The sequence below is a fragment of the Psychrobacter sp. 1U2 genome, assembly GCF_051847575.1.
This window is the reverse complement of sequence record NZ_JBPYDC010001799.1, coordinates 1-521: the sequence shown is the minus strand read 5'-3', so window position 1 is coordinate 521 and position 521 is coordinate 1. Positions and strand designations below refer to the sequence as shown.

The 521-nt window shown below is 44.3% G+C and carries 1 protein-coding gene; it reads left to right on the top strand.

Going from position 1 to position 521, the window contains the following annotated elements:
- Window positions 1-521, top strand: a 521-nt coding sequence (locus ACS8FD_RS24470) for a LysR substrate-binding domain-containing protein (RefSeq protein ID WP_439277754.1), incomplete at both ends; no start/stop codon positions are given.

Sequence of the window (521 nt, the reverse complement as noted above, 5' to 3'; positions counted from 1 at the left end):
GTCTCACATCCCACGTTTTGTTCACGCTGGCTGATACCTGCGCTAAAAGGGTTCAGCCAAGAGCATCCGTTGATTAATATAGATATTAAAGAGCTGGCTGAACCCTTTTTTTCTGAGGATCAAAACGTCGATATTGCTTTTTTATATGGTGATGGCATTTGGGGCGGTATGGAGGCGATTAAGCTGTTTGATGAATATTGTGTGGCGGTCTGCCAACCAGAATATTTGTATGATAAAAATCAAGATAAAAAATTTTGTACGAGCAATGCAGACGATTGCACCTTGCTACAGTTGAGCTCACGTCCAAGTGCTTGGTATGAGTATTTTAAACAACAAGACATTAGTATCGATGGGACGTTTGTCGGTCCGCGTTTTGATACTTTTCACGCGTGCATTGCTGCTGCCCTGCTTGGTTATGGTATCGCACTCGTACCCCTGCGGTTGGTTGCTCCTGAGTTGCAATCAGGGGCGCTAGTGACAGCATGGAATTATGCATCAAAAGGACGGGGCTCTTACTATAT